We start from the raw sequence: 20,024 nt of genomic DNA on the forward strand, positions 1-20,024 counted from the left end.
ACATCAAAAAATCCGATGAAGACGCCATCGGATTTTCTTATTTTGATTCTTGACCTTCTTTACGTTTTTCTGCAATCTCAGCTGCCTTTTTAGGTAGGATAATCTCCGTTGCATAGGCCGTTGCAAAGCGCATGATTCCTGCAATAGGTGCAAAAATCACTGCTAGATAGTTGTAAAAGAAATCGCCTTTAAAGGCATAGGCAAGGCCCCCGATAATAAAGAAGAGAACGACTGCCTGTATCACTGCTAATAAAATTACTCGTTTCATGTGACCTCCTGACTCTATTATAGCATGAGTATCATCAAAAAGCCGATTAAATTATTCAAAGCGTGCAAAAAAATACTGTAAAGAAGGCCTTTTCGACTCACATAAGCCAGTCCCAAACTCAATCCTAGACTAGCATAGACTAAAAACTGTTGCAAAGTCCCTGGAAAATGAATCAAGGCAAAAAGGACACTCGATACAAGGAGAAACAGAGCTGTCTGTTTGCTATTGTCCTGCATAGGAAAGAGATAGCGCGCCAGCATCCCTCTAAAAATGAGTTCTTCCGTCAGAGGAGCAAAGACCACCACCATAAAGAAACCAAATGCAGGCTGTGCCACTGTCAGTTGGGATACGATTTGTTGATTGGTCGACGGATCGTCTGGTAAAAAGAACTGGGCTGTAATAGCCACTAGTAAAACCAGAGTAGGCAACCAGATATAACGATTAAAAGCAGTTGTCTGGATGCTAACCTTTTCTGTCTGATACCACTTGTAAACTCCATAAACATAGGCTCCTGACAGGGCGATATAAAGTGGCAAGACTCCATAGATTGAGGCCCCTAGTCCAAGAGCTGACAGTGCCATACTCTGAACCAGACCATAACCAAAGAAAAAGGATAGAACAGTTAGAAGAAACCAGCCAAGATTTTTAAGTAAGTTCATATGGGCCTCCTACTTTCCTTTATAACTATTTTTCAATACGAAGAGACTAGCTAATCCTAGTAAAAGGATCCATGCTAGCAAAAGACCAAGACTTCTCAAAGATAACTCTCCTCCACCTTCTTTTAATAAACTTACCAAAGGACCAATGAAGGAATAGTCCAACAATTTTTGCGCAGTTTCATTTTGAACAGCAAGAGTGGGCAAGAAAGAGAAGGTCAGCATAGGAAAAATACTATACACTTGCGCCTTAGACTGAGTATCTGATACTGCACCGATAAGAATGTTAAGAAAGATAATGCTGATAGTTGCCAGAAGCAGATAGAGACCATAGGTAAGAAAGTAGTTTGTCAAATCAACTTTAAGATATAGAGGGAGAACAACCATCGAAAAAAGCACCACTAGAAGAGGAAGAGCCATCATGCTCAGAGTATACTCCGTTGCTGTCACACCACTTAGTATGAGGGATTTAAGGTTACATTTTTCCTTATCCTCAGCCATCATAATCGATACCATATAACCACTTCCCATACTCAAGACCATCGTCAAACTCGTAGAGAGGAGAAACATAGTCAGTTCTCCACTCTTGTTTAAGAATTCATTATATAGGATAGCAATACCAAAGGGCATTAATAAAGTCGCTAATAAGGTTGAGTTGCTAATAAGAACTTGTAGTCTTAACCAAAGAAGGGCATTTAATTTTCTAAACATCTAACTTTTCTCCTGTCAATCTAATAAAGATTTCTTCTAAAGTCGGTTCACAAGAATGAACAGCTATCAGATCTCTCGTATCCAGATGAGGTATTTCTTCAAAAGAGACCACTCGTTCGCGTCCATCTTGATAACGTAAACGAACCTTTTTGTCCACATGGTACTTCTGGATAATATCTTGCGGACTTCCATACTCTATTAAATTACCCTTATTTAAAAGAGAGAGGCGATCACAAAGCAAGGTTGCTTCATTCATATCGTGGGTTGTTAAAAAGATCGTTGTTCCAGTCTGCTTTAATTCTTGTAATAGAGCATGAATCGATTTTGAAGTGGTAGGATCAAGACCACTTGTTGGCTCATCTAGAAAGAGGATTTTGGGAGCATTTAGAAGAGCACGAGCCAAGAACATTCGCTGTTTCATACCTGTAGATAGTTTTTCTGCGATAATATCTTTAGCATCTGCCAATCCAACCTGTTGGAGCACCTGCTCTACTCTATCTGACTTGAGGCCGTATAACTTAGCATAGATGAGAAGATTTTTGTAAAGACTCATCTTTTCATAAAAACCACTGCCATCACTAACAATCCCGATTTGTTCCAGATCATTTGAAGTCAAATTTTGAGAAAACTTCCCTAGGAGAACTGTCTCACCCTGATCTGCAGCTAACTGACCCGTCAGAACATTGATCATGGTTGTTTTACCTGAACCTGAAGGTCCTAGGAAGCCAAAAATTTCACCCTCCTTAATCTCAAAAGAAATCTGATGCAGAGCTTTCTTGCTTCCAAAACTTTTGCTTACATTTTCAACGCGAATCATAGAAACTCCTTTTATTTAAAGTAACGTTTTGTTTTTCTCAATTGTGCAAGGTTAATATAAATGTGAATAGCAACCGCTATAATTAAAGCAATCAACTGTACTTCACCTAACACCAGTGATAAAACCATCAAGAGAATGTAGATAGCTGGCAAGATCGTCTGATTAATCTTGAACAAGATTAAGTAAGCTTCTTCCATTTCTGCTTGCTTTTCTCCCTCATCATAAGTATCTAGGAATTCTAACATTTCCTTAGGAGTTGCCATGATAGAAAGTTTATAATTACGGATCAAGCTAGTCGTATTGAGACAGTAGCTACCCACAAAAATTACAAGTATAGCTAAGAGAAAAGGAGATAAAGATAATCTAAACCCAGGAAACATGGTAACTAAGCTAAATAACATACTAATTAGCAAAGTACTATTAGCCACTGTACCATAATCTAAGAAACGATACATCCTAATATAGTCTTGTTCACTTTGTTCGTCGTCTTCTTCTCTTTGATAGTTATTGTAGGCTTTACGACTCATTCTGGTAAAATAAAGAGCTAAAATTGTTGAAATAATCCCAAACCAGAAAAAGAAGGCATCTAGAACAAACAGTACTTGATCTTTAGAAATTTCTGAACGAAGACTAGCAAAGCCAGTACCAATCATTCCCAATAAAACACCTAACAGTACACTCCCCAACAAAATTAATAAATGTTTCTTTTTCATATTCATCTTCTTTCTAAACTACACCAATCCAACTAACCACTGACCAAATGCTTTTCCTGATTCATAAATTGCTGTCAAACCCTCTGTTCCAAGTGATACTAAAATCAAACAAACAGCAAACAAGAGAATAGCTTGGTTTCTTGCTTTTTTCGCCCCTTCTCTTAAAGGATCTCTCCCAAGCCAGCCTGCTAGATAAGCATATAGGATGACTGTTAAAATCCCAAACTCTGTTGACGAAAGAAACAACGAAATTGCTACTAAACGGATAACGTTAGTCTTGATATTAAAATAATTTCCTAAACCTGCACAGACACCTGCAAGTTCTTTGTTCTCAGTATCTACTTGAAAACCTGCTAAAAATTCTTTCATATTCCTTCACCTTTTTCACTTGCTAGATTTTTTGATTTCTTTTCAATCCATTCAATTACTGGTATGAGGGTAAAATAGGCCCAAATAAATTGGTCATTTTGATAGGGATTAAACCAGCCTAAGTCTATCCCAATCAATAGAAACACGCTGACTACTAGAGCTATAGCAACTATATAATAAATCACTTTATACTTATTCATTATTCATCCTCCTCTAAGCGAAAGACCGACTCAACTGGTTCATTGAATATCTGCGAAATCTTCAGGGCAATCACAACCGACGGGGTATATTCATCCCTCTCTAGTAGACTAATGGTCTGTCTGGAAACCCCTGCTAACTTGGCTAGTTCGGTTTGGTTGAGGCCATCGCGAGCCCGCAGCTCTTTTAGACGATTTTTAAGCATTCCTTTCTCCTTTACTCTTAACTTGCTTACATTGTAACACATCTTTTTCTTTTTGACAACAATATTTGTCAAAAAGTTTATAATTTTTGTCATTTTGCAAAAGAAAAGGGTCAGGAATAAGATCCTGACCAGTTTTAGATACTATTAAAAGCCTAATTTTTCAAAAATTTCTGAGAAGTTTTGGCTGATTGCCTCAAGTGACACTTGCACTTCTTCTCGTGTTTGGTTGTTCTTGACCGTCACTTGTCCGCTTTCGACTTCACTCTCTCCTAGGGTGATGAGGGTCTTAGCCACAAAGGCATCGGCGGATTTGAACTGAGCTTTGAGTTTCCGGTTAAGGTAATCACGCTCTGCTTTGAATCCTTGTTGGCGAAGGGCTTGTACCAACTCTAAAGCTTTGATATTGGCTCCTTCACCCAAGACTGCGATATAAACATCTAGAGAGTTTTCGATAGGGAGGGCCACACCTTGCTTTTCAAGAATGAGAAGCAGGCGCTCCACACCAAGTCCAAAGCCAAATCCAGCAGTCTCAGGACCACCAAAGTAAGCAACCAAGCCATCATAGCGACCTCCTGCACAGACTGTCAAGTCATTGCCCTCAATCTCAGTGATGAATTCAAAAATCGTGTGGTTGTAGTAGTCCAAACCACGCACCATATTGGTATCGATGATATAGTCTACACCCAGATTTTCCAACATCTGACGCACAGCATCAAAATGAGCTTGGCTTTCTGCATCAAGGAAGTCCAAGATAGACGGCGCATTTTCTACTGCCACCTTGTCTTCTTTTTCCTTAGAGTCCAAGACACGGAGAGGATTTTCCTCCAAACGACGTTGGCTATCCTTCGACAAGGTCTCCTTGAGCGGTGTCAAATAGTCAATCAAGGCCTGACGATAAGCCGCACGGCTCTCAGGATCTCCGAGAGTGTTGAGGTGTAATTTGACACCTTGGATGCCGATTTCTTTCAAGAAGTGGGCTGCCATAGCGATGGTTTCCACATCGGTAGCTGGATTGCTAGAGCCAAAACACTCGACACCAATCTGGTGAAACTGGCGTAAACGACCTGCTTGTGGACGCTCATAACGGAACATAGGGCCCATGTAATAGAACTTACTTGGCTTTTGCACTTCTGGGGCGAAGAGTTTATTTTCCACATAGGAACGGACAACGGGCGCAGTTCCTTCTGGACGAAGGGTGATATGACGATCACCCTTGTCATAGAAATCATACATTTCCTTGGTTACGATATCTGTTGTGTCCCCGACAGAACGACTGATGACCTCGTAATGCTCAAAAATAGGCGTGCGCACTTCTGCATAGTTATAGCGCTTGAAAATTTTACGGGCAAAGCCCTCAACGTACTGCCATTTAGCAGACTCAGCAGGTAAAATATCCTGCGTTCCTTTTGGTTTTTGTAATTTCATAGGGAATCCTCTTTAAACTTAATAGTTTTATTTTACCATAAATAGAGGGATTAAAACAGTGAGAAAAGAAGACTGGAATCTAAATGTCATTTTTGAGATTCAGACTTGTCAGAAGAATAGCCAGCAAAGAAAGGACAACAAATAAGATCCAAGTCAACTGCATATTCCATACGGCTACCAGTGAAAAACAGGCTGTACCAAGAGGTACTGATAAGGTAAACAATAAACCTAAAAAATTACTGATACGAGCTAGAACATCTGGAGCTAGATTTTTCATGAGCATGGCACTAATCTTTGGTGAAACTTTACCAGACACATACAGAGTAAAAAAGAGAAATAGCAAACCAAGCACGACTTGATTGAATAAGTTAGCCAGACCAACTAGACTAACCCCCAATGTCGCCCACATCATCAATCTAGGCAAGGACTGCTTCCCAAAATAATCATTGCCCGTAAGGCTACTGACGATGACTGCTAATAAAACGCAGACTTGCTCGATAAATAGCGCCTCTGTGTAAGAAAAATTCAAGAGAGAATGGCTCAAAAAGAAGATGTTATAGATGCTTCCTAAAGCGCCACCCAAGGCATTGATAAGCAAGACAGCAAAAATCATGAAACCAAAGTTTTTCTGTCCACTTTTTAGAAAAACGAGACGTAAATTTCGGTAAATCGATAGAAACTGGTCTTTGATAGAAAGCTTCTCATTTTTTAGGGTTTCACCATCAGCAGATGAAAGTGACAGGTTCAATTTGCTTCTTCCTAAAAAGAGAAGAGCAGCTGATACTAGGAAAAAACAGGCATTGATTCCAGCAACGAGAGAAAAATTATTGACCGATAGATCTAAAAGCCAGACTCCGAAAGCTTGACCACCAATAGCTGAAATATAGGTAATGAACTGGGAAAAAGAATAAGCTTCCATCAGATCTTGTTCAGCTACTTTTTCCTTGATGAGAGGCATGCGCAAACCACCAGCAAAATCACTGATTACATCGCTAATGACATTGATCAAACACAGGCTGGAAAAGGCAAAGAGACTGACTTGACCAAGTACCAAAGCTGCTAGGAAAAAGAGAAGAGCCTGAAACAAACCGCTATAGGTCATCCATTTGACCTTGTCCCTCGTGTAATCTGCCCGAATCCCTACAAAAACTGTAAAGAGAGTCGGAAGAATCATGACAATATTCGCCATAGCAACCGCAAAAGAAGCTTGTGGCAGGGTCGACGCATAAACGATAAATACTAGGTTAAAAATTGAAGCACCAAAAGCATTGAAGAATCGTGACAAAGTCAAGAGTCGATAAGCTTGATTTCTGAACAATAGATTCATAGATAATCTCCCTTCTTGTTCTAATCCCTATATGAAGTATGACTATAGTATAGCACTTAGAAATTTAAGAGGGAGAACTTTTGAATATATGCAACAAATAAAAAACGATAGAACTTCTTTAATGGCCTGAGAGAGATCAGGAGTTCTATCGCTTCAAATTTTAAATCATTTTCTTAATTTGCAGATATTCAACAATCGGGCGTGTTTCTATAGTATTCGGCAGATTTGTTACAGCCAAGCATCTCAAAAATACGAACTGCATCCTCCATCTTTTTTTGTCCTTCCTTAACTCTGCCTTGCTTGCTATCAAGGAGACCTTCCGCCCACAAATAGACAATTCGAAAATAGGTCTCATTTTCCTTGTAGAAATGCTCTTTGATGACACGTTTAAAATAAGATGCATTGGTAAATTCTTCACACTCAATGCTGGCTAAAAAACCATTCAATAGCATGGTGTGAAAAAGGTTCCGATTTCCCTTCATTTCCATTAGAAAATCGGATTTGCGGACCATTTCTCGTACATATCTAGTAAAAAGAGGAACAGATAAGAGTGGGGAACTAACTGAGAACAAATTGAGTTCATAAATTCCCCAAATCTCGGTAGAAAACAGGTAATCATGAAGGACTTTCTCTTCCTCTGCTGTTAACTCTACCGTTTCATCCATGCTTTTCATATAAGACTTGATAATAATAGCATTTAGAATATGTTTCTGTTTGTTTTGAGAATGGGCATGCTTTTGATACTCCTTACGATACAAGTCCTCGAGAGGTGCTATGTTCTTTGGATCCAAGATATCTGTGATTTCTTTTCTCAACTCAGAATCTGTATCATACTGAAAACCTCTAGCCAGAAAGAGGATTTCCTCCACACTCGCAGATATATTTTCTAAGGCAAATAGAAACTTTTCCACCGAAAGTTCACTCTGACCTGTTTCAAATCGGGACAACATGGATGGCGAAAATTGTCCCCCAGTTGCTTGTCTCAGCGAGATATTTCTTGACTCTCGTAATTGTCTAAAGACTGTTCCAATCTGCTCCATAGACTTCCCCTTGATTCCGTATTTTCTTCATTTTATCACATTTTTCAGAAAATTCATCAAAAACTTGCCAAATTGTCAGAATTATGAGAAAATAGAGGATATTTATCACGTGGAGGGACTGTAATGAGAGAGGATATCAAAATCAATGACCGTGCTTTGGCCTTGCAAGACCAAATTATCGAAAAACTAGAGAAGATTTTTGATACAGATGTGGAATTGGATGTGTACAATCTAGGGCTGATTTATGAAATCAATCTGGACGAAACAGGTCTCTGCAAGATTGTCATGACTTTCACTGATACTGCCTGCGATTGTGCCGAAAGCCTGCCTATCGAAATCGTCGCAGGTCTAAAACAAATCGAGGGTATCGAAGATGTCAAGGTTGAAGTTACCTGGTCGCCTGCTTGGAAGATCACACGAATCAGTCGCTACGGCCGTATCGCCCTTGGACTGCCACCTCGTTAATACTCTTCAAAAATCAAATTCAAACCACGTCAGCTTTATCTCCAACCTCAAAGCTGTGCTTTGAGCAACCTGCGCCTAGCTTTCTAGTTTGCTCTTTGATTTTTATTGAGTATAAGCAGGCAAATCACTTTTGAAGATGAAAAGAAGCAAGCCGAAAATGGCTTGCTTTTTGAGTTTATTTTTTACCTGACTTGTCCATATTCCAGAAGTCTGTCACGGCTCCACGAGAAGCGGATGATACGATGTGGGCATATTTACCAAGGACACCACGGCTGTAAAGTGGTGGCAAGGTTGTTTCTGCCTTGCGTTTTTCAAGTTCTTCTTCCGATACGGCCATAGAAATTTCTTTGGTATCTTGGTCAACTGTAACGATATCGCCTGTACGAAGGTAAGCAATCGGTCCACCATCCTGAGCTTCAGGAGCGATATGTCCGACAACCAGACCATAAGTACCGCCAGAGAAACGGCCATCTGTCAAGAGGGCAACCTTGTCTCCTTGACCTTTACCAACGATCATTGAAGAAAGTGACAGCATCTCAGGCATACCAGGACCACCCTTAGGTCCAACGAAACGAACAACGACAACATCGCCATCAACGATTTCATCTGTCAGAACGGCCTGAATAGCATCTTCTTCAGAGTCAAAGACCTTAGCTGGTCCAACGTGGCGACGCACCTTCACACCTGATACCTTAGCAACCGCTCCATCAGGGGCAAGGTTCCCGTTCAAGATGATAAGCGGACCATCTGCACGTTTTGGATTTTCAAGTGGCATGATGACTTTTTGACCTGGTGTAAGGTCTGCAAAGTCGGCCAAGTTTTCAGCAACTGTCTTACCAGTACATGTGATGCGGTCGCCATGAAGGAATCCATTTGCCAACAAGTACTTCATAACCGCAGGTACACCACCTACTTCGTAGAGGTCTTGGAAGACATACTGACCAGAAGGTTTCAAGTCGGCCAAGTGAGGCACACGTTCTTGGATCGTATTGAAGTCCTCAAGTGACAAGTCAACATTTGCGGCATGAGCAATGGCAAGCAAGTGAAGAGTGGCATTTGTAGAACCACCGAGAGCCATCGTTACAGTGATGGCATCTTCAAAAGCTTCACGAGTCAAGATATCTGATGGTTTGAGACCAAGCTCCAGCATCTTAACTACAGCACGTCCTGCTGCTTCGATATCTTCTTTCTTGTCAGCTGATTCAGCTGGGTGAGAGGATGATCCTGGCAAACTCATACCGAGAACTTCGATAGCAGTCGCCATGGTATTAGCTGTATACATACCACCACAGCCACCAGGGCCAGGGCAGGCATTACATTCAAGACGTTTCACGTCCTCAGCTGTCATGTCACCGTGGTTCCATTTTCCGATACCCTCAAAGACAGAAACCAAGTCAATGTCTTTTCCATCAAGATTTCCCGGTGCAATGGTTCCACCATAGGCGAAAATAGCCGGGATATCCATATTGGCAATGGCAATCATAGAACCAGGCATGTTCTTATCACAGCCACCGATAGCGACGAAGGCATCGACGTTGTGACCACCCATCGCCGCCTCGATTGAGTCTGCGATGATATCACGAGATGTCAAAGAGAAACGCATACCAGGCGTTCCCATGGCAATCCCGTCCGCTACGGTAATGGTTCCAAACTGAACAGGCCAAGCACCCGCAGATTTGACACCTTCTTTCGCCAATTTCCCAAAATCATGCAAGTGGATGTTACATGGTGTATTTTCCGCCCAAGTCGAAATCACTCCCACAATCGGTGTTTCAAAGTCCTTATCTGTCATACCAGTCGCACGAAGCATAGCACGGTTTGGTGATTTAACCATGCTGTCATAAATGCTACTGCGGTGACGTTTATCTAATTCAGTCATCTTATCCCTCCCGTTTCAGTTTTTACTATTATAGCACATTTTAAAGGCAATGAACAGAAGAAAATTCTTGAATTTTCAGAAAATTCTATACAGTAATATTTTCTTTAAAATGTTACATTTATTTCTTGACTTTATAAATTAAAGTGATATCATTTAGATATCATATAACAGGAGGTCATTCTTATGACTGAAAAACTCATCAATTCAAAACCAAATGGTGTATTTGCATTGATTCTCATTGAATTGACACTCGTACTTGGTATCTTTATATTTATAATGGGTGCTGGTTCGGAAAACGTTTTTGGAATTATTATCGGGCTTGTACTAAGCATAATTGCAGCACTAGCTCATGCTGGTTTAAAAGTTGTCAAACCTCAGGAAGCTCTGGTTCTGACACTCTTTGGTAACTATACAGGTACCATCAAAAAACCTGGTTTTTACTTTGTCAATCCCTTCAGCATAGCAGTCAACCCTGCAAACCACACTCGACTTGGGCAAAGTGGGGACGTTAGCACGAAATCTCCTTTTTCAGGGATGAAATCATCAAATGGTAATGATGTAAATCTTGAAATTGGCAAGAAACAGATTTCCCTCAAGGTTATGACCTTGAGCAATTCTCGCCAAAAAATCAATGATTGTCTAGGAAATCCCGTAGAAATCGGAATCGCGGTAACGTGGAGAGTTGTTGATACAGCTAAAGCGGTCTTTAACGTTGATAACTACAAAGAATATCTTTCATTGCAGTGTGATAGCGCCCTTCGTAATATTGTCCGCATCTATCCTTACGATGTGTCTCCTAATGTAGATACTACAGGGGATGGACAAGCAGATGAAGGAAGTCTCCGTGGTTCTAGTGAGATTGTAGCTAACCGTATTCGTGAAGAAATTCAAAGTCGCGTAGAAGATGCTGGCTTGGAAATCCTTGAGGCACGTATTACTTACCTAGCTTATGCACCAGAAATTGCAGCTGTCATGCTTCAACGTCAACAAGCATCTGCCATTATTGATGCCCGTAAGATGATTGTAGACGGCGCTGTGGGTATGGTTGAAATGGCACTAGAACGACTCAATGAAGGGGAATTGGTAGAACTTGACGAAGAACGAAAAGCTGCCATGGTTTCAAATCTCCTAGTCGTTCTCTGTGGCAATCATGATGCACAACCAATTGTCAACACAGGAAGTCTTTACTAAAGATGGCTGACGCTAAAAAAAAGCAGATCCCCCTTCGACTCTCAACAAAGTTATACGCTGCACTCGCATCATGGGCAGAAGACGACTTTCGTTCAGTCAATGGGCAAATCGAATATCTCCTCACAGAGTGTGTCAAACAACGAAAGAAAGACGGAAAATACGTATCGGAAACTATTGACGAACCATTTGAGATTGATATTTAACACCTTCTCCTGTCTGCTGGGGCGGACGGGAGAATTTTTTCATCTTTTTTTGTCAAGTAACTTTACTTTACAAAAAAAATGTGTTATCCTAGTATGGTTGATGAAAATCAGTAGATTGAATCGAATTTAAATACCTAAAGGAGAGAAAGAAAATGGCAGTACCTGCACGTCGCACTTCAAAAGCGAAGAAAAACAAACGTCGTACACACTACAAAGTAACAGCTCCATCTGTAAACTTTGACGAAACTACTGGAGATTACTCACGTTCTCACCGTGTATCACTTAAAGGATACTACAAAGGACGTAAAATTGCTAAAGCTGCATCAGCTGAATAATAGAAGGGAGATACCATGCGCGTAAATATTACACTTGAACACAAAGAATCTGGTGAACGCTTGTACCTTACTTCTAAAAACAAACGTAACACTCCAGACCGTCTTCAATTGAAGAAATACTCACCAAAACTTCGCAAACACGTTGTGTTTACAGAAGTGAAGTAAGCATTCAATACGAATCAATACAGAAGAAAAACGCTGATTTCATGCGTTTTTTCTTTTTGTTTAATTCAGTACATCGCAATATATATCATTCAAATCACTACCTTTTTCACTACCTTTTATGAAATAAGAAATTGATTCGTTCTTTTGATTTCTAAAACGATAAAACACCCTTAATGCTAACTGTCTTACACTTGTAACATTACTTTGATATAATAGAAATGGAGGTAAGCAAATGAAAAGATTTATCACATTACTTTTAGTGTCTCTATCTACAATTCTATTAGTTGCTTGTTCTAACAAATCAAGCAATTCTTTAGATGGCGAATACTACTGGATAAACGAAAGTAGAAATGAAGTCGCCTTTACCATTTCAGGTAACAAAGGAAATATCAATAAAGGGGAGGCTGATGCCTTTACAATTGATAAAGATAGTTCAACAATCGAACTGACTGGTTCTAATATCATAAACCGAAAAGAGAATTATACCTTCAAGGATGGCGTATTCACTGTAGATATCTCAGGAACGAGGCAGGACTATTACAAAAAGGATAGTGAAGCTTATAAAAAAGCATTGAAGAAATACGGCAACAAGTAAAACTCTCAAACTATTCGTTGTTCTTTATACAATAAAAACGCTTTGATTGAAGCGTTTTTTGTTGTCCCATTAACAGAGGGAAATTCGGCACAATTTATTTTTTAGTGCTTTTTAGGCTATATTTTGATCATTTGAGGGAATCAACATTGTTTTTGAATATTCATCTGATAAGATAGGAGTATGAAAAATTTAAAAGAAGATAACATTCAAAAATCCTTATGGCACATCAAACGACATTGCGAGAATATAGAGAAAAATACTGATGTTCTTAGAAGAAAAATCGAACTCCTCCATCTGAAGGAAAGTGTCGAGATACTAAAGAGAGTTTTTAACGATGAAAAACCCTATCCGAATTTGGATAGGGAGGAAGTGTTTTGAAAGAAATCTGAGCATTAAATCAGTATTCAGACTAATAAATGATATGCCATTCCAAATAGCACACAGAAACTCTATTTATCGCCTGTTTTAGATGGCTTTAACAGTGAAATTATTGCTTATCATCTTTCTACTTCGCCCAACTTAGAACAAGTAAAAACAATGTTGGAACAGGCCTTTACTGAGAAATATTATGAGAATACGATTCTCCATAGTGATCAGGGCTGGCAATACCAACACGATTCTTATCATCGGTTCCTAGAGAGTAAGGGAATTCAGCCATCCATGTCACGCAAGGGCAACAGCCCAGACAATGGTATGATGGAGTCCTTCTTTGGTATTTTGAAATCGGAAATGTTTTATGGTTATGAGAAGCACTTTAGGTCTTTAGAGGACCTTGAACAAGCTATTGTAAACTATATTGATTATTACAACAACAAACGAATTAAGGTAAAACTAAAAGGACTTAGCCCTGTGCAATACAGAACTAAATCCTTTGGATAAATTAATTGTCTAACTTTTTGGGGTCAGTACAGCAGGTACTTTTTTTAATCAATCTTTCTAATTTCTTCTAAATGAGCATTTAAAAAATCAGCGATTGGCTGAATTATAGCTCTTGCTAATAATACCGGCACAGCATTACCAATTTGCTTATAGACTTTATCTATTTGCGCATTTCTCGAAATTTCTCTCCCCGACTTACCTAATGGTGAGCCTGAGCTAAACTCAAACCAATCAGGAAAAGTTTGAATTCGTGCTATCTCTTTTATGGATAAACGTCTATTTTTACCATTAAATTTCCACCGTTTCCGCCCATCTTCTTTATCGATATACTGAGTCATCGGACTACCGCCTGGATGTTGGGGTGCTTGACGCCCACTAGCTTGTATAGTAAAACTCTGTTCTTCCCATGATTTTTTTCGATTACGAGACATATAGATGGTGCTATATGAACCTTCAAAGTACTCTCCTGGGTTATTCTCTAAATCACCAATAGCATCTCTCAATGTTACCCAAGGAATCTTTTCAGATATTAAATCAATTTCTGTTGGATTTCCATGAGTTGGAAACGGTAGTTCATAACGATAGCCAAACCTTTCCTCAATTTTTTTCTTATGAACGCCAACCAAGAATACACGTTCTCTAGATTGTGGTACCCCATAATCTCTCGCATTAACTAAGTGAGCTGAAACTGTATAACCAGCACTAGAGAAGTCCTCAATAATTTGCTTTAAGACCTCTCCTTTACCTAGAGTCATCATCCCTTTCACATTTTCAGCAACAAAGAATAATGGTTGAGTTTGGATCAACTCACGAATAAAATGAATATACAGGAAATTTCTCTCATCATCAATCAACCTAGGACCAGCTTCACTGAACCCAGGGCAAGGAAAACCACCAATTGTCAAATCATTTTTAGGAAAATGAGCGACCTTTCTGATATCTTTTTGATGTTGAATAATATTTGAGCTAAAATTGTTTTTGTAAGTTTCATTTGCTTCAACAAACATATCATTCGTGTAGATAGTATGAAATAAACCATTTTCTCTAATAGCTTGAAACTTTTTATTATCTCTTAAAGCTTCTAAAGCTTCAACAACACCAATTTTAGTTGATAAACCTGCCACCTCAGCTCCTAAATCCAATCCACCAGCTCCTGAAAATAGTGACACAACATTAATTTTATCATCTCGAAAGTCAGCATTTTGTATTAAGTTATAATCAGCTGAATCTTCGATAATTTTATTTGTTTCTTCTTCAATCTTTTGCATCAACACATTCTTAACTTCATCGCTAGTCAAGTTTGGAGCTGGTTTGAATTTTCCCCTAGATCTTTTTTGATCATCTTTAATGATAATTTCTTCCATTAATATTATTTTCTTTCTATAGATTTTTTTGGAAACTATATACCTGTTTACACAACCGCAAAGTTGCGTTGTGAAATTTACAAACTCTCTGTTCAGAGACGCTACATATTGTGATTGGTGTAAACTGATATATAATTCCCTTATTTTTTATATCATATCAGATTTCTGTCAAAAAGGCCAGCAGAAACTACTTGTTCACAACTCTTATCAAAATACTAATGTAAATTTCCACATTGTGCAATTTTAGATAACTTCTAATCTTGATTTGTATATCTAAATCAATATGGTATTTGGATAGTTAGCAAGCTGTTAGGTATCTGAATAGGTTGCGAATCAAATTTTAAACTAGTTTCTACTAAGCTAGCTGCTGAGTGTAAACGTAAGCCTACTGTCCAGTTATGATTCATTTCTATAATTAGCGTATTAGTACTTTGACTCCCATTTATATTTACTTTCCATGACTTACTTATAAAATTAGTTGGCAGAGGTACAAAAGGAACTGCCCCTCCTATCCCTAAATCTCCGTGTAGATTATAACAGTATATTGTAACTACTCTATGATTCCTATCCATTACAAATTTATAGAAATCTTTTCTTCCAGCCAAGTACTCCATAAATCTAGTAGCTAAATCTGAATGTTCTTCATCTAATTGGTTGAATTCATTCAAGAAAGTATTTAACAATGGTATATAAACGTCCTGCTCTTTACTAATTCCATAATTAGGCAAGTCTCTCCAATTCACACCACCATTTCGATAGGTTTGGAGCATTTGAAAGATAGGTTGCACATTTTGCCAGTAATTTTGTGAAACGGGATACCCTGCCCACTCGTTACCAAAATCTATACGATTAGATAACCGTTGATGTTTCAATGCTTGATGATTATGTTTACAAGAAATACCAATTTCCCAGTCATCCTTAGTTAATATTACATCTCTGACATCTCCTATTTCTCCGTAAGAATCTGGAGCGATTCTGATAATAAGATTATTAGTCATATCTTGTAAATTTTTTCCAAATTAAAAACTTCTAAGGCCGCAGACATTGCAGCACTCATCAAATTATTTTTATCATTTACCCCAAGTGCGTCAAAACTAGATTTAACATTTTGAAAATATATATCATTCACAATTTGGACTTGACCACCTTGGTGATTAACGTGGATATAAAAACTCATTGCAGTAGCATATTCAAAGGCTTTACCTGTAGACATTATTGTTCTCCTTTCAACTTCCCTAAATATTTACGTTTTTGATGTTTCAACTATATGCCTCTTACTTCAGGTCAACAAATAGCTGAGCAATCGAAATATTAAATCCATTAGCTATTTTTTCAATATTTTTCAATGAAATATTTCGTTTGCCAGACTCTACTGAAGCGAAATATGTTCTATCCATTCCTATCTTAAGTGCAAACTTTTCCTGACTTAGACCAGTTGTCATTCGTAATTCTTTAACTCTTTTTCCAAATTCAATTTGTATCATCTAGACATTACTCACTTTGATAAAATCTTTATTATATATTCTAAACAATTATGCTTATTTAGCAACGGATTATGAGCAACAAAAAAGAAGAGCGATCACTCTTCTCATGTATTTTATACTAATTATTTAGTCCGGAATAATGATATCTCCTAATCGGTCCACTTTCTTTACTGATCCCAATCTCAAAATAAAAATAATGATCCCTGCCATCCTTGGCGTTCTCTTTATTCAACTTGAAGTAGTTCTTCTGATTCATTGCCATTGTCCTAAGGATATCATCAATCAGAAAAGTTAAGGGTACGCTCATTGCTGAATACTTCTGGAAGTCTTCTTCGAATCGGATATAGTCTTCTGAGAAATAATCCATCTGCAATTTATTTTCATAGAGTTCTTTTCTACTCATAGCTAACCTCTTCTAATAACTGGATGCTCAAGAAGTCCTCCACTTGAATCAATCGATATCCTTCATAAGTCTTGAGGGATACTTCTTTTGCTGAAATTTCTCTAACTTCGCCAATCAAAATTACTTTTTGAGTTTTTTGTTTGACTATAAAGCAACCCTTTAAATTCCCAACATAAAGCTGAGAAAGTAACAATAATTTTTCTGTTCTGTTCAAGTCACTAGTTAGATCGACACGATATTTCTCTTCTCCTAGTGATGTGGTATGTTCAGATAAAAAGAAGCCCATCCACTTTTGCATACCTGAGTCTTGATATTCTCGGGCAGACTGGTAGGGCAAATAGGAACGATCAATCATTTTAAACCATCTAGTCCACCAGCAGAATGACCTCCGATTAGTTTACTTCTAACAATGCTTCTTGATGCTGATTCAAGGGCATTGGCTTTTAAAAGTGAAGTGAACCCAAACTGATCTCGGACGCTGTCAATCGCTGATTGGAGCCTTTCTTCTTTTTCTATTTTTTCAACATCATCAAATAAAGAAACTAGTCCAAACGATTCATCCACTAGACCTGAATAGTTGACGGCAACGTTCCTTACGGCACCTGAACTGTATTTCTGATGAAATAACTGTAAAACCACATTAGTTAGCGTGTCCGTATGATTAGTTGGTTCGATCTTTTTTTGTGTGTTGATTGATTTTTTATTTTCCTGTTTGGAATAGCCTACATGAATAGAGACAACCGTTGTTTTCTTACCCGCTCGTCTAAGACGAATAGCAACCTGCTCTGCCATCTCTCGAAGGACAATCTCGATATCCCGTTGCTTGATATAATCCCTTGGTAAGACTTGAGAGTTACCTAATCCTGTGCTCTTTGGTTTATATGGATTATTAACATTGCTTTCATCTACTCCATTTGCGTAAAACCAGAGACGTAGCCCTACTACTCCTAAAGACTTTTTTAATAAGTCGGGATTGCTATTAGCAAGTTCCTTGATAGAAAAGATTTCCAAGTCATTTAATCTCTTTTCCATACGATGACCAATCCCCCAAAAATCCGTCATATTAGGAATTGCCCAAACCTTGCTTTCAACGTCTTCATAAGACCAATTAGCACGCATGGTGGGCATTTTCTTAGCTTCATTGTCTAAGGCTAGCTTAGCAAGCAATGGATTACTATTTGACATACCAACGGTTGAGTAAATGCCTGTCTTTCTCCAAATATCCTTTTGAATCTTAGCAGAAATCATATCCAACTTATCTTTCCGGGATATGGTCTGATTACTAACAAAGTAGTTAAGAGAAGTTGTTAGGTCAATAAAGCCCTCATCAATCGAATAAGGGTATATTTCATTAGGGCTACCATAATCTTGGAAAACTCGTTGTATTTCCATATTAACCTCAATGTACTTGTCCATTCGAGGTGGAACTATAAAGGTGGTCTTCGCCCATTCCTCAATATAGCGTACAAAGTCTGGATCTGTTGGAAGTCCCTGCTTTTTTGCATTATAGTAAGAAAATTTTCTGGTTTTGACGTCAAAGGGTAAATCATAAGCCCGACCAACATTCTTTTTTCCAAATACTTTCTTAAACATAGGTGATGATGCCAATATCAATCCAGCAGAATTATCCGCTCGACTCATCACACAGAGGGAGGTTTTAAGAGGATGAAGCCCTCGCTCCACACACTCAACGCTTGCATAGAAGGATTTCATATCAATAAAAGCAATATCACTGACAGGCTCTTTTGAATAGTCAATGATTCCCATAACCTAGTCCTCCATAGGTATAAAGTTTCCGACAATTTTTCCAACAATCCTAGGATCATCGTCATAAGGAGCAAATTTGTCTTTATATTTTTTATTGATGGAAACGAGGCGCAAGCCGTCTTCTTCCAAGTAGACACGCTTGATATAGGTCTGCTCATTCCAAACAACTGCATAAACTGCCCCATTATAATCAAAGCCTGTCTCACGGATCAGAGCAACGGAACCATTAGGATATTTGGGTTCCATAGAATCCCCTGATACCCAAGAGGCGAAATCATGTCCCAGCTCTTCATCATAGTAAACCGTATCGTACTCTTTTTCTCCATAGATAGTGGCACCGAGACCAGCCGACATTTCTTCATATACCCGATATTCATAACGTGGTTCAGCAATAGAGACCACCTTCTTATTTTTCTCTTCTGCGACTAAGTCACGAGCATAAGACACAACTTGTTCTTTTCCATTATGTGAGAGGACATTATAAAGTCTGACAATCTCTATCTCAGTGAAATAGCCTTTTGGGACGTTCAAAAGTTTCTCTAATAATCTCACTTTCTCAGTAGAAGGTTCTTTGACTCCACGTTCCCAAGCAGAATAGGCTTGATAGCTAATTCCTAGCTTATCTGCAATATCTTTTTGTGTTAATCTTAGCTCTTTCCTCCGAGCTTTTAATTTTTCTGGTTGATACATGATTCACCTCACATGACTAATAATTCTAAATTTGCCTTTCTTCTTGCTTCTGTTTCAGATAACTTTTCACTATCCCACACATAGGCCAAGGATTTTCCCTTATTGTAAACAAGCCACACCTTGAATTTCTTTACTGCTCTAATCTCGTCCCATCTTGTCTGGTCAAGCAATTCTGGTAGTTCTTGACTCGTCACAAAATTGCTTTGTTTCAATCTCCTTTTTAGTCGTCCTATAAGAGAGGGTTGATATTGATTGAACTCTTCAATCAATATTTCTTTCAGTTGATGAAAGTAATGATGAAGGGAGGCGTTTTGACCGTCTAGGTATTCATCTACTGCCTGCTTGATGGCTGATTCAGTATCCACTTTGTAAACTCTCAACAAGTCAATCAGTCGGAAATAAAGTGCCTGCTTTGAAACTTCTAGATCCTCTTTGACCTTTTGAAAAGAATCACAAGAATAGTAAATCTTGGATAGTAGCACAATATCAGGCATCAGAACAATAGCCGAGAATACATTGGCTTCTCTCTCTATAATAGATTCCTGATTATCCACTGATTCTGTAAAATAAGAACCATCGTGTTTCAAGATAAAGTGGCCTAATTCATGACATAAGGTAAAGTGACGCTTGGTCACTGGATTGTCTTGCTCATAGGAAAAACTCGTCCCTAGTTTATCAATAACTGTCAAACCTTCAATTTTATGATTTGAAAAGTGGTGACTGATGACTTGAATGTTATTCTCATGAATGCAATAATCAAAATAATAGTGAAAGTGATAATTCAGAATCGAAATTTCTTCCTTTTTCATAAAAAAGTAGAGGGTTTGTTTTGTGATTTCACTTACTCGTAAATATAATTCATCCAATGAATAACA

At 38.4% G+C, this 20,024-nt stretch carries 27 protein-coding genes and 1 pseudogene; 7 read left to right on the forward strand and 21 right to left on the reverse strand.

The features are described 5' to 3' along the window. Nucleotides 1-37 precede the first annotated feature (37 nt). From K1I97_RS05870 to K1I97_RS05920, 11 genes are all read right to left on the reverse strand, one after another. Entirely contained in the window at nucleotides 38-268 is a 231-nt protein-coding gene (locus K1I97_RS05870) for a hypothetical protein (protein WP_223331881.1), read from the reverse strand. A 17-nt stretch (nucleotides 269-285) separates the two neighbouring features. Further along, entirely contained in the window at nucleotides 286-927 is a 642-nt protein-coding gene (locus K1I97_RS05875) for a CPBP family intramembrane glutamic endopeptidase (protein ID WP_223331880.1), read from the reverse strand. A gap of 9 nt (nucleotides 928-936) precedes the next feature. After that, nucleotides 937-1,635, reverse strand: a complete 699-nt coding sequence (locus K1I97_RS05880; protein ID WP_223331879.1) for an ABC transporter permease — start codon at nucleotides 1,633-1,635, stop codon at nucleotides 937-939. After that, nucleotides 1,628-2,452 (reverse strand): ABC transporter ATP-binding protein, encoded by an 825-nt coding sequence (locus tag K1I97_RS05885; protein WP_223331878.1) that lies wholly within the window; start codon nucleotides 2,450-2,452, stop codon nucleotides 1,628-1,630. Before K1I97_RS05885 ends, K1I97_RS05880 begins: the two co-directional genes overlap by 8 nt. Before the next feature lie 11 nt (nucleotides 2,453-2,463). After that, nucleotides 2,464-3,165 (reverse strand): DUF3169 family protein, encoded by a 702-nt coding sequence (locus tag K1I97_RS05890; protein ID WP_223331877.1) that lies wholly within the window; start codon nucleotides 3,163-3,165, stop codon nucleotides 2,464-2,466. Nucleotides 3,166-3,183: 18 nt separating this feature from the next. Continuing rightward, nucleotides 3,184-3,534: a PspC domain-containing protein gene (locus K1I97_RS05895; protein ID WP_223331876.1), complete on the reverse strand. Its 351-nt coding sequence runs from the start codon at nucleotides 3,532-3,534 to the stop codon at nucleotides 3,184-3,186. Further along, complete coding sequence (locus K1I97_RS05900) at nucleotides 3,531-3,734, reverse strand: hypothetical protein (RefSeq protein WP_223331875.1); 204 nt, start codon at nucleotides 3,732-3,734, stop codon at nucleotides 3,531-3,533. Before K1I97_RS05900 ends, K1I97_RS05895 begins: the two co-directional genes overlap by 4 nt. Then, entirely contained in the window at nucleotides 3,734-3,937 is a 204-nt protein-coding gene (locus K1I97_RS05905) for a helix-turn-helix transcriptional regulator (RefSeq protein WP_268722955.1), read from the reverse strand. Before K1I97_RS05905 ends, K1I97_RS05900 begins: the two co-directional genes overlap by 1 nt. Before the next feature lie 144 nt (nucleotides 3,938-4,081). Further along, nucleotides 4,082-5,362, reverse strand: coding sequence for a histidine--tRNA ligase (gene hisS, locus K1I97_RS05910; protein ID WP_223331873.1), 1,281 nt, complete (start codon nucleotides 5,360-5,362; stop codon nucleotides 4,082-4,084). Nucleotides 5,363-5,441: 79 nt separating this feature from the next. Beyond that, on the reverse strand, nucleotides 5,442-6,689 hold the full coding sequence (locus K1I97_RS05915) for a transporter (protein WP_223331872.1): 1,248 nt from the start codon (nucleotides 6,687-6,689) through the stop codon (nucleotides 5,442-5,444). 188 nt (nucleotides 6,690-6,877) lie between these two features. After that, on the reverse strand, nucleotides 6,878-7,729 hold the full coding sequence (locus K1I97_RS05920; protein WP_223331871.1) for a helix-turn-helix domain-containing protein: 852 nt from the start codon (nucleotides 7,727-7,729) through the stop codon (nucleotides 6,878-6,880). 123 nt (nucleotides 7,730-7,852) lie between these two features. Between K1I97_RS05920 and K1I97_RS05925 the strand changes: the two genes are divergently transcribed. Continuing rightward, nucleotides 7,853-8,194, forward strand: a complete 342-nt coding sequence (locus tag K1I97_RS05925) for a metal-sulfur cluster assembly factor (RefSeq protein WP_173277288.1) — start codon at nucleotides 7,853-7,855, stop codon at nucleotides 8,192-8,194. A gap of 175 nt (nucleotides 8,195-8,369) precedes the next feature. Here the strand turns inward: K1I97_RS05925 and ilvD are convergent, their stop codons facing one another. Further along, the gene (ilvD, locus tag K1I97_RS05930) at nucleotides 8,370-10,073 is read right to left on the reverse strand and encodes a dihydroxy-acid dehydratase (RefSeq protein ID WP_000137343.1); all 1,704 of its coding nucleotides are present in this window, start codon (nucleotides 10,071-10,073) and stop codon (nucleotides 8,370-8,372) included. A 183-nt stretch (nucleotides 10,074-10,256) separates the two neighbouring features. On the opposite strand from ilvD, the gene K1I97_RS05935 reads away from it, so the two are divergent. The 6 genes and pseudogenes from K1I97_RS05935 to K1I97_RS05960 all read left to right on the forward strand — a co-directional run. Next, a complete protein-coding gene (locus K1I97_RS05935; protein WP_223331870.1) occupies nucleotides 10,257-11,264 on the forward strand; it encodes an SPFH domain-containing protein in 1,008 nt (335 codons plus the stop codon). 2 nt (nucleotides 11,265-11,266) lie between these two features. Further along, entirely contained in the window at nucleotides 11,267-11,467 is a 201-nt protein-coding gene (locus K1I97_RS05940) for a PTS ascorbate transporter subunit IIC (RefSeq protein ID WP_223331869.1), read from the forward strand. A 152-nt stretch (nucleotides 11,468-11,619) separates the two neighbouring features. Next, nucleotides 11,620-11,802, forward strand: a complete 183-nt coding sequence (gene rpmF / locus K1I97_RS05945; protein ID WP_000290417.1) for a 50S ribosomal protein L32 — start codon at nucleotides 11,620-11,622, stop codon at nucleotides 11,800-11,802. A 15-nt stretch (nucleotides 11,803-11,817) separates the two neighbouring features. After that, complete coding sequence (gene rpmG / locus K1I97_RS05950) at nucleotides 11,818-11,967, forward strand: 50S ribosomal protein L33 (RefSeq protein ID WP_001265622.1); 150 nt, start codon at nucleotides 11,818-11,820, stop codon at nucleotides 11,965-11,967. A 232-nt stretch (nucleotides 11,968-12,199) separates the two neighbouring features. Next, nucleotides 12,200-12,562 carry a hypothetical protein gene (locus K1I97_RS05955; protein WP_000819424.1) on the forward strand — a complete coding sequence of 121 codons (363 nt, stop codon included), beginning with the start codon at nucleotides 12,200-12,202 and terminating at the stop codon, nucleotides 12,560-12,562. 420 nt (nucleotides 12,563-12,982) lie between these two features. After that, nucleotides 12,983-13,441: pseudogene (locus K1I97_RS05960) on the forward strand (IS3 family transposase); the annotation flags it as partial. A 44-nt stretch (nucleotides 13,442-13,485) separates the two neighbouring features. Here K1I97_RS05960 and K1I97_RS05965 read toward each other — a convergent pair. From K1I97_RS05965 to K1I97_RS06005, 9 genes are all read right to left on the reverse strand, one after another. Next, the gene (locus K1I97_RS05965; protein WP_000391068.1) at nucleotides 13,486-14,805 is read right to left on the reverse strand and encodes a DNA cytosine methyltransferase; all 1,320 of its coding nucleotides are present in this window, start codon (nucleotides 14,803-14,805) and stop codon (nucleotides 13,486-13,488) included. 278 nt (nucleotides 14,806-15,083) lie between these two features. Then, complete coding sequence (locus K1I97_RS05970; RefSeq protein ID WP_223331868.1) at nucleotides 15,084-15,803, reverse strand: HaeIII family restriction endonuclease; 720 nt, start codon at nucleotides 15,801-15,803, stop codon at nucleotides 15,084-15,086. Continuing rightward, nucleotides 15,800-16,018, reverse strand: coding sequence for a hypothetical protein (locus K1I97_RS05975; RefSeq protein WP_223331867.1), 219 nt, complete (start codon nucleotides 16,016-16,018; stop codon nucleotides 15,800-15,802). Before K1I97_RS05975 ends, K1I97_RS05970 begins: the two co-directional genes overlap by 4 nt. Before the next feature lie 61 nt (nucleotides 16,019-16,079). Continuing rightward, nucleotides 16,080-16,289 (reverse strand): helix-turn-helix domain-containing protein, encoded by a 210-nt coding sequence (locus tag K1I97_RS05980; protein WP_000614445.1) that lies wholly within the window; start codon nucleotides 16,287-16,289, stop codon nucleotides 16,080-16,082. A 118-nt stretch (nucleotides 16,290-16,407) separates the two neighbouring features. Continuing rightward, nucleotides 16,408-16,692 carry a DUF5960 family protein gene (locus K1I97_RS05985; RefSeq protein ID WP_000087381.1) on the reverse strand — a complete coding sequence of 95 codons (285 nt, stop codon included), beginning with the start codon at nucleotides 16,690-16,692 and terminating at the stop codon, nucleotides 16,408-16,410. Continuing rightward, complete coding sequence (locus K1I97_RS05990) at nucleotides 16,685-17,047, reverse strand: hypothetical protein (protein ID WP_000567225.1); 363 nt, start codon at nucleotides 17,045-17,047, stop codon at nucleotides 16,685-16,687. The genes K1I97_RS05985 and K1I97_RS05990 overlap by 8 nt, the downstream gene beginning before the upstream one ends. After that, nucleotides 17,044-18,459, reverse strand: a complete 1,416-nt coding sequence (locus K1I97_RS05995; RefSeq protein WP_000511336.1) for a Y-family DNA polymerase — start codon at nucleotides 18,457-18,459, stop codon at nucleotides 17,044-17,046. Before K1I97_RS05995 ends, K1I97_RS05990 begins: the two co-directional genes overlap by 4 nt. Before the next feature lie 3 nt (nucleotides 18,460-18,462). Next, the gene (locus tag K1I97_RS06000; protein WP_000284679.1) at nucleotides 18,463-19,149 is read right to left on the reverse strand and encodes an XRE family transcriptional regulator; all 687 of its coding nucleotides are present in this window, start codon (nucleotides 19,147-19,149) and stop codon (nucleotides 18,463-18,465) included. A gap of 8 nt (nucleotides 19,150-19,157) precedes the next feature. Then, nucleotides 19,158-20,015, reverse strand: coding sequence for an ImmA/IrrE family metallo-endopeptidase (locus K1I97_RS06005; protein WP_000344042.1), 858 nt, complete (start codon nucleotides 20,013-20,015; stop codon nucleotides 19,158-19,160). Between the last annotated feature and the right edge of the window lie 9 nt (nucleotides 20,016-20,024).

Origin of the sequence: Streptococcus oralis, assembly GCF_019929345.1 — a bacterium.
GTDB lineage: Bacteria > Bacillota > Bacilli > Lactobacillales > Streptococcaceae > Streptococcus.

Excerpts from the sequence above, each read along its gene's own strand:
- K1I97_RS06000 (WP_000284679.1), bottom strand. The coding sequence starts at position 19,149 with ATGTATCAACCAGAAAAATTAAAAGCTCGGAGGAAAGAGCTAAGATTA.
- K1I97_RS05920 (WP_223331871.1), bottom strand. The coding sequence starts at position 7,729 with ATGGAGCAGATTGGAACAGTCTTTAGACAATTACGAGAGTCAAGAAAT.
- K1I97_RS05995 (WP_000511336.1), bottom strand. The coding sequence starts at position 18,459 with ATGGGAATCATTGACTATTCAAAAGAGCCTGTCAGTGATATTGCTTTT.
- K1I97_RS05870 (WP_223331881.1), bottom strand. The coding sequence starts at position 268 with ATGAAACGAGTAATTTTATTAGCAGTGATACAGGCAGTCGTTCTCTTC.
- K1I97_RS05885 (WP_223331878.1), bottom strand. The coding sequence starts at position 2,452 with ATGATTCGCGTTGAAAATGTAAGCAAAAGTTTTGGAAGCAAGAAAGCT.
- rpmG (WP_001265622.1), top strand. The coding sequence starts at position 11,818 with ATGCGCGTAAATATTACACTTGAACACAAAGAATCTGGTGAACGCTTG.
- K1I97_RS05895 (WP_223331876.1), bottom strand. The coding sequence starts at position 3,534 with ATGAAAGAATTTTTAGCAGGTTTTCAAGTAGATACTGAGAACAAAGAA.
- K1I97_RS05875 (WP_223331880.1), bottom strand. The coding sequence starts at position 927 with ATGAACTTACTTAAAAATCTTGGCTGGTTTCTTCTAACTGTTCTATCC.
- ilvD (WP_000137343.1), bottom strand. The coding sequence starts at position 10,073 with ATGACTGAATTAGATAAACGTCACCGCAGTAGCATTTATGACAGCATG.
- K1I97_RS05990 (WP_000567225.1), bottom strand. The coding sequence starts at position 17,047 with ATGATTGATCGTTCCTATTTGCCCTACCAGTCTGCCCGAGAATATCAA.
- K1I97_RS05905 (WP_268722955.1), bottom strand. The coding sequence starts at position 3,937 with ATGCTTAAAAATCGTCTAAAAGAGCTGCGGGCTCGCGATGGCCTCAAC.
- K1I97_RS05935 (WP_223331870.1), top strand. The coding sequence starts at position 10,257 with ATGACTGAAAAACTCATCAATTCAAAACCAAATGGTGTATTTGCATTG.
- K1I97_RS05880 (WP_223331879.1), bottom strand. The coding sequence starts at position 1,635 with ATGTTTAGAAAATTAAATGCCCTTCTTTGGTTAAGACTACAAGTTCTT.
- K1I97_RS05900 (WP_223331875.1), bottom strand. The coding sequence starts at position 3,734 with ATGAATAAGTATAAAGTGATTTATTATATAGTTGCTATAGCTCTAGTA.
- K1I97_RS05915 (WP_223331872.1), bottom strand. The coding sequence starts at position 6,689 with ATGAATCTATTGTTCAGAAATCAAGCTTATCGACTCTTGACTTTGTCA.
- K1I97_RS05890 (WP_223331877.1), bottom strand. The coding sequence starts at position 3,165 with ATGAAAAAGAAACATTTATTAATTTTGTTGGGGAGTGTACTGTTAGGT.
- K1I97_RS05940 (WP_223331869.1), top strand. The coding sequence starts at position 11,267 with ATGGCTGACGCTAAAAAAAAGCAGATCCCCCTTCGACTCTCAACAAAG.
- K1I97_RS05965 (WP_000391068.1), bottom strand. The coding sequence starts at position 14,805 with ATGGAAGAAATTATCATTAAAGATGATCAAAAAAGATCTAGGGGAAAA.
- K1I97_RS05980 (WP_000614445.1), bottom strand. The coding sequence starts at position 16,289 with ATGATACAAATTGAATTTGGAAAAAGAGTTAAAGAATTACGAATGACA.
- K1I97_RS05955 (WP_000819424.1), top strand. The coding sequence starts at position 12,200 with ATGAAAAGATTTATCACATTACTTTTAGTGTCTCTATCTACAATTCTA.
- K1I97_RS05970 (WP_223331868.1), bottom strand. The coding sequence starts at position 15,803 with ATGACTAATAATCTTATTATCAGAATCGCTCCAGATTCTTACGGAGAA.
- K1I97_RS05985 (WP_000087381.1), bottom strand. The coding sequence starts at position 16,692 with ATGAGTAGAAAAGAACTCTATGAAAATAAATTGCAGATGGATTATTTC.
- K1I97_RS05925 (WP_173277288.1), top strand. The coding sequence starts at position 7,853 with ATGAGAGAGGATATCAAAATCAATGACCGTGCTTTGGCCTTGCAAGAC.
- rpmF (WP_000290417.1), top strand. The coding sequence starts at position 11,620 with ATGGCAGTACCTGCACGTCGCACTTCAAAAGCGAAGAAAAACAAACGT.
- K1I97_RS05975 (WP_223331867.1), bottom strand. The coding sequence starts at position 16,018 with ATGTCTACAGGTAAAGCCTTTGAATATGCTACTGCAATGAGTTTTTAT.
- hisS (WP_223331873.1), bottom strand. The coding sequence starts at position 5,362 with ATGAAATTACAAAAACCAAAAGGAACGCAGGATATTTTACCTGCTGAG.